The 5883-nt window shown below is 41.4% G+C and carries 5 protein-coding genes and 1 pseudogene; 4 read left to right on the top strand and 2 right to left on the bottom strand.

The genetic code is table 11. From position 1 onward, the window contains the following. Positions 1 to 2: 2 nt before the first annotated feature. From B3R63_RS05515 to B3R63_RS05505, 3 genes and pseudogenes are all read left to right on the top strand, one after another. Positions 3 to 179 carry an acyl-CoA dehydrogenase family protein gene (locus B3R63_RS05515; protein ID WP_286729177.1) on the top strand — a complete coding sequence of 59 codons (177 nt, stop codon included), beginning with the start codon at positions 3 to 5 and terminating at the stop codon, positions 177 to 179. Positions 180 to 201: 22 nt separating this feature from the next. Further along, positions 202 to 1448 (top strand): annotated as a pseudogene (locus B3R63_RS05510) (MFS transporter). Positions 1449 to 1497: 49 nt separating this feature from the next. Beyond that, positions 1498 to 2676 (top strand): MFS transporter, encoded by a 1179-nt coding sequence (locus B3R63_RS05505; protein WP_265761745.1) that lies wholly within the window; start codon positions 1498 to 1500, stop codon positions 2674 to 2676. A 35-nt stretch (positions 2677 to 2711) separates the two neighbouring features. Here the strand turns inward: B3R63_RS05505 and B3R63_RS05500 are convergent, their stop codons facing one another. Then, positions 2712 to 3557, bottom strand: coding sequence for an IclR family transcriptional regulator (locus B3R63_RS05500; RefSeq protein WP_005014160.1), 846 nt, complete (start codon positions 3555 to 3557; stop codon positions 2712 to 2714). A gap of 103 nt (positions 3558 to 3660) precedes the next feature. After that, positions 3661 to 4878, bottom strand: coding sequence for a CaiB/BaiF CoA transferase family protein (locus tag B3R63_RS05495; protein WP_286729010.1), 1218 nt, complete (start codon positions 4876 to 4878; stop codon positions 3661 to 3663). A 336-nt stretch (positions 4879 to 5214) separates the two neighbouring features. Between B3R63_RS05495 and B3R63_RS05490 the strand changes: the two genes are divergently transcribed. Continuing rightward, positions 5215 to 5883 (top strand): acyl-CoA dehydrogenase family protein (locus B3R63_RS05490; protein WP_286729009.1); only part of this gene is annotated, 669 nt, incomplete at its 3' end.

Raw genomic sequence — 5883 nt, 5'->3', positions numbered from 1 at the left:
AAATGTGTGGCCGTGTTGCAGATCGCTGTGTACAGATTCATGGAGGGGCTGGCTATATCAGTGAATACAGTATTGAACATTTTTATCGGGATGTACGCCTGTTCCGTCTTTATGAGGGAACTTCACAAATCCAGCAGATCATTATTGCTAAAAATATGATTAATCAGGTTAAGGATTAACCTTTGAGTTTCAGGATGAAGTATGACTACACCACTGATGCCGGAAACCCTTATCCGGCCAATTTCTAAAACTACACAGCGAATCGCTTTTGTTTTTGCATTCTTGGCACTGTTAATTGATGGTGCCGATATGCTGCTACTGTCTTTTAGCTTAACCAGTTTAAAAGCCGAATTTGGACTGACCAATTTACAGGCGGGTGCATTAGGCAGTTTTACCCTGGCAGGGATGGCACTAGGAGGTTTCATGGGTGGCTGGGCCTGTGATTATCTTGGACGGGTTCGAACAGTCGTGATCTCGATTCTGGTATTTTCATTATTAACTGCAGCACTCGGCTTTACACAAAGTTTTGAGCAGTTTGCTATCATCCGCTTTCTTTCTGCTTTCGGTATTGGTTCCTTATATATTGCAGCCAATACATTAATGGCTGAGTACGTACCTACTGAATATCGAACTACAATACTGGGGACTCTACAGGCTGGCTGGACGGTCGGCTATATTGTAGCAACTTTGCTAGCNNATTATTTTTTATAGCCATTATTCCTTCGGTATTGGCATTATTTATTCAGAAACTGGTTCCCGAACCGGAATCCTGGCAGCGAGCCCGTCTGGAGCGTCTATCCGCTTCACGAGTTACTGTACAGGCACAGCCGGTAAAACAGCAAAGTACAGTCAAAATAATTTTTGCAGATAAGCGTAATCGCAGAATGTTCATGCTGTGGATTTTAACTGCCGGCTTTTTACAGTTTGGCTATTATGGTGTAAACAACTGGATGCCAGCTTATCTCGAATCTGAACTGGGGATGAATTTTAAAGCCATGACTGGCTACATGATTGGAACCTATATTGCCATGATCTTTGGCAAGATTATTGCCGGTTATGCAGCTGACCGCTTGGGTCGACGCTTTGTATTTGCTTTTGGGGCTATTGGTACAGCTATATTTTTACCTGTGATTGTAATATTTAACTCGCCAGATAATATTGCCTATTTGCTGATTTTCTTCGGTTTCCTTTATGGAATTCCTTACGCCATCAATGCCACTTACATGACTGAAAGTTTTGCTACCAATATTCGCGGAACAGCTGTGGGTGGAGCTTATAATGCTGGCCGTATTGGTGCCATGTTTGCTCCGGCAATTATTGGTGCGGCTGCAAGTGGTGGCTCTATCGGTCTTGGTTTTTTGATCATGGGCGGAGCTTATTTCTTATGCGGTGCAGTATCAGGAATCTTTATTAAAGACCGTCAATATGACCCGCAGAAAACAGCTTGAAGGCTTAACTTGGTAAAGCCTCTACAGAGGCTTTTAATACTAAGAGAATATGAAAAATACGCTTTATACTCCAACAATTATATTAATGGCAATAGCTGCCGGTATCTGTACCGGTAGTAATTATTTTAGTCAGCCACTCATTCATTCTATGAGTCAAAATTTGCAATTACCAGAAACTATTGTTTCCTGGGTACCTACTTTGGCACAAATTGCTTATGCCTGTGGCCTGCTCCTGCTGATGCCTCTTGGAGATATTCTCGAAAAACGCCGCCTACTATTCTGTTTCATGCTATTTGCTGCACTTGGCCTGATCATCAGCGGTATTTCAGAGCATATAAGTCTGCTTATACTGGGTACACTCATTACCGGTCTATTTTCTGTAGCTGCGCAGCTATTATTACCTTTAGCAGCCAGTCTGGTTCCAGCGCAACAGAGTGGTCGGGTGGTGGGTTTCCTGCTTAGCGGTTTAATGATGGGGGTTCTTCTTGCCCGTTCCCTTTCAGGTTTGGCCTCAAGTTTATTTGCATGGAATTTTATCTATCTGGCCAGTGGTATCTTACTTTTCTGTATTGCTTTTATATTACATCGAAATATCGGGGTTTTCCCACCTACCAGCACTGAAAGCTATGCTTATACTCTACGCTCGTTAGTCTCTATTTTTTTGACAAATCAACGCTTACGCCGGCGCAGCTATATTGGCGGATTAACCTTTGCTGGGGTAAGTATGACATTTACTACTATGTCACTACTACTTGCACCAGCTCCTTATCATATGAGCGATTTTAGTATTGGATTATTTGGTCTGGTTGGTATCGTTGGTGTATTTATAGCTAATTTCACGGGTAAGTTTATTGACCGGGGGTATATTCACCAGATTTCTATTTTATGTAGTCTGGGTCTTATCATTTGCTGGTTATTATTTTTACTTACACCTTATCAATTAGCGTTTTATATGATGGCAACGCTTATCCTTTACGCATCACTCTCTGCAATTCATGTAACCAATCAAAGCATAGTATTTAAATTAAGTGAAAACCTCAGATCTCGTTTTAATGCTATTTATATGACAGGTTATTTTGCAGGAGGAGCATTAGGGACTACCGCCGGGGCCTATGCCTGGACTCATTTTGGCTGGACAGGCACTTGCACGTTAGGCATGATATTTGCAATTACCTGTCTAGTGATTTGTATTCTGGAAGAACGAACTGCTTTACCGCTTCAATCATAACAATGCATTGATCTTCCTGACCAATGCATCATATTTTAACTGATTTCAGTACGGATATTATTCACCATATGTAGCAGACGCGGTGCAATATCTTCTTCAAGTTTTTCACGTTTCATAATGAAACTTGGTCCACCGCAGTTAAACACCAGTAAACCATGCTGTTCATGAATTAAAGGCACCGCGACCGAGTTCACATCCTTATGCCATTCTCCAATCGAGAAACAGTAGCCAAAATCCTGATAATCCTTAAAGGCACGGTCAAGATCACGGTTAATCTTGAACCAGTCTTCCTTATATTTTAAACGAATAGCATCAAGCAGAAAATCACGTTCATCTTCTGGCATAGCTGCCAGACAAGCCCGGCCCATAGAACTTAAATGAATAGGTAAATAAGTTCCTACCTGTCTTCGCATGGTGATATTGCCTTTTCCCTGCACGACATCCAGATAAATCATGTTTAACCGGTCTCGGGTTGCCATGGCTACTGCTGCACCTGCATAGTCAGCGAGTTCTTTCATATAAGGGTTGGCAATTGAACGAATCGATACATTAGCCAGCATGGAGTAACCGAATGCCAGCACCCCAACAGACAACTGAAACTTGCTCGAATTGGGAACCTGCTTAATATAACCCAGACGAGACAACGTATGAGTCAGACGGGTAATAGTGGGTTTAGGTAAACCGGTTAATTGAGCTAGTTCCTGATTTCCTAAATGCTGATGCTTAGGTGTAAAACAACGTAGCAGTTCCAGACCACGGGCCAAGGCAGTAATAAACTGCCGGTCATTCTCATCCTGCATATCTTCAATTGGATGTAGTAACTCATGTCTTAAAGGAGCCAAAATTTTTTCTGTTTGTTCTATATCATTGGTATTATCCATGACTCTTTCTCAACCTACTAATGTTTCGCATTGCGAAATTATAATCTATAATTATATTAAATAGCAAAGAAGCAAACTGGCCGATTGCTTCTTTTTTATCAGTTTACTCAATAATACCTTCGGCTTTTAATTTTTTTAAGTGTTCCTGGGAGGCAACGCGACTTAAAATCGGCTCAGTATGTTCTCCTAGCGTTGGAGGCGCGCGACGGTATTCTACTGGTGTACGCGACATTTTTATTGGTGAACCAATAACTGTCAGATTTTGCTTATATGGATGTGGCATCTCAACCAGCATTTTTCGGGCTACTACTTGTGGTTCCTGAAAAGCCTGTTCCAGGTTATTAATTACTCCCACAGGTACTTTAACTGCATGAATAGCTGTTACCCATTCATCTGCAGTTTTCTGCAAGAAATGCTTTGATAAAATATCAATAATTTCATTACGATGTTTGATTCGGTCAGCATTACGGCTAAAGCGTGGGTCATTTGGTAATTCTGCTAATCCAATACTCTGACACAACTGAATAAACTGTTTATCATTCCCACAAGCAATAATAAAATCCCGGTCGGCCGCTTTGAATACCTGGTACGGAACAATATTAGCATGTGCATTGCCATAACGGCCCGGTACTTTTCCTGAAGCCAGATAGTTCATTCCCTGATTCGCCAGCGTGGCAATTTGTACATCCAGTAAAGCCATATCAATATATTGGCCCAAGCCGGTTTCATGCCGGTTCAGCAGTGCTGCCTGAATGGCAATTGTAGAATAAAGGCCTGTAGCCAAATCAGAAAATGCTACACCAACCTTTTGTGGACCGCCTCCTGGCAAATCATCTTTTTCCCCGGTAACAGACATTAACCCGCCCATCCCCTGGATGATAAAGTCATAACCAGGTTCTTCAGCACGTGGTCCATCTTGACCGAACCCGGTAATAGAACAGTAAACCAGTTGCGGATTGATTGCAGCTAAACTGTCGTAGTCCAGACCATATTTTTTCAGTGAACCTGTCTTATAGTTTTCAATAACTACATCAGTATCCTGAATTAAAGCTTTAATAAGCTCCTGCCCTTCCAAGCTAGCAATATCAATTGCTACAGAGAGTTTATTACGATTCGCAGATTGATAATAAGCAGCTTCACGTGTGTCATCACCTGCATCATTTTTCATCCAGGGTGGCCCCCAGCTACGGGTATCATCACCATGCTGAGGTCGCTCTACCTTAATTACTTCAGCCCCCAGATCTGCCAGTATTTGCCCACACCAAGGGCCAGCCAATACACGACTCAGATCAAGTACACGAATTCCTGTTAGTGCTCCCATTTTTATCTCACTGTCCTGTTTAGTTTGCTATAACAAATCTGAATCTCTATTTACTCAAGATTAAGTTTCGCCTAGCGATATTATCTATTTAATATACTCTCAATTTATGTAAAACAAAACTCTAGAGATAAGATATTTTCTGAAATATAAGAATTGTCTAAGCAAAATCAAAAGTTTAATAAGTTAGTTTTAATAGAAATTAATATCGCATTGCAAAATAAATTATCAAAATATATTGTCATGTGAAATCATTTTCTTTAGTATGCCCAAAAAGAAATATACCGGCTCGTCCGCTTATACCACTTCTGTGGTGAAAATAACGACCAAGGAGATGAAATGGTTCGTGATCAGGAAACCCTGGATCAACTGCTTGATATGTTACGTCAGTTTGTTGAAGGCGTACTTTTTCCGAGGGAAAATGAAGTAGCAGAAACAGATGAAATTCCAGCAGATATTGTTCAGCAAATGCGTGAACTCGGATTATTTGGACTCACTATTCCTGAAGAATATGAAGGTCTGGGTTTAACTATGGAAGAAGAGGTACGAGTTGCCTTTGAACTGGGTCGCACTTCATCAGCCTTCCGTTCACTTATTGGAACAAATAATGGTATTGGAGCTAGCGGTTTAATTATTGATGGCACGGAGGAGCAAAAACAGTATTATCTCCCGCGTTTTGCTAAAGGGGAAATTATTGGCTCGTTTTGCCTGACTGAACCGGAATCAGGTTCTGATGCCGCATCTTTAAAGACTACAGCAGTGAAAGATGGCGATTTTTATATCCTGAATGGTACCAAGCGTTTTATTACTAATGCTCCACATGCGGGTGCATTTACAGTCATGGCACGTACTAGTTCTGAAGTTAAAGGCGCAGGGGGCATTTCTGCATTCATTATTGATAGCAAGACATCCGGAATATCTCTAGGTAAACGTGACCAAAAAATGGGGCAAAAAGGTGCTCATACCTGTGACGTCATCTTTGAAAACTGTCGTGTACCCGCCTCTGCC

This window comes from Acinetobacter sp. UBA1297 (genome assembly GCF_002307755.1).
GTDB classification, from domain to species: Bacteria; Pseudomonadota; Gammaproteobacteria; order Pseudomonadales; family Moraxellaceae; genus Acinetobacter; species Acinetobacter radioresistens.
This window is presented reverse-complemented; position numbering and strand designations above follow the sequence as displayed.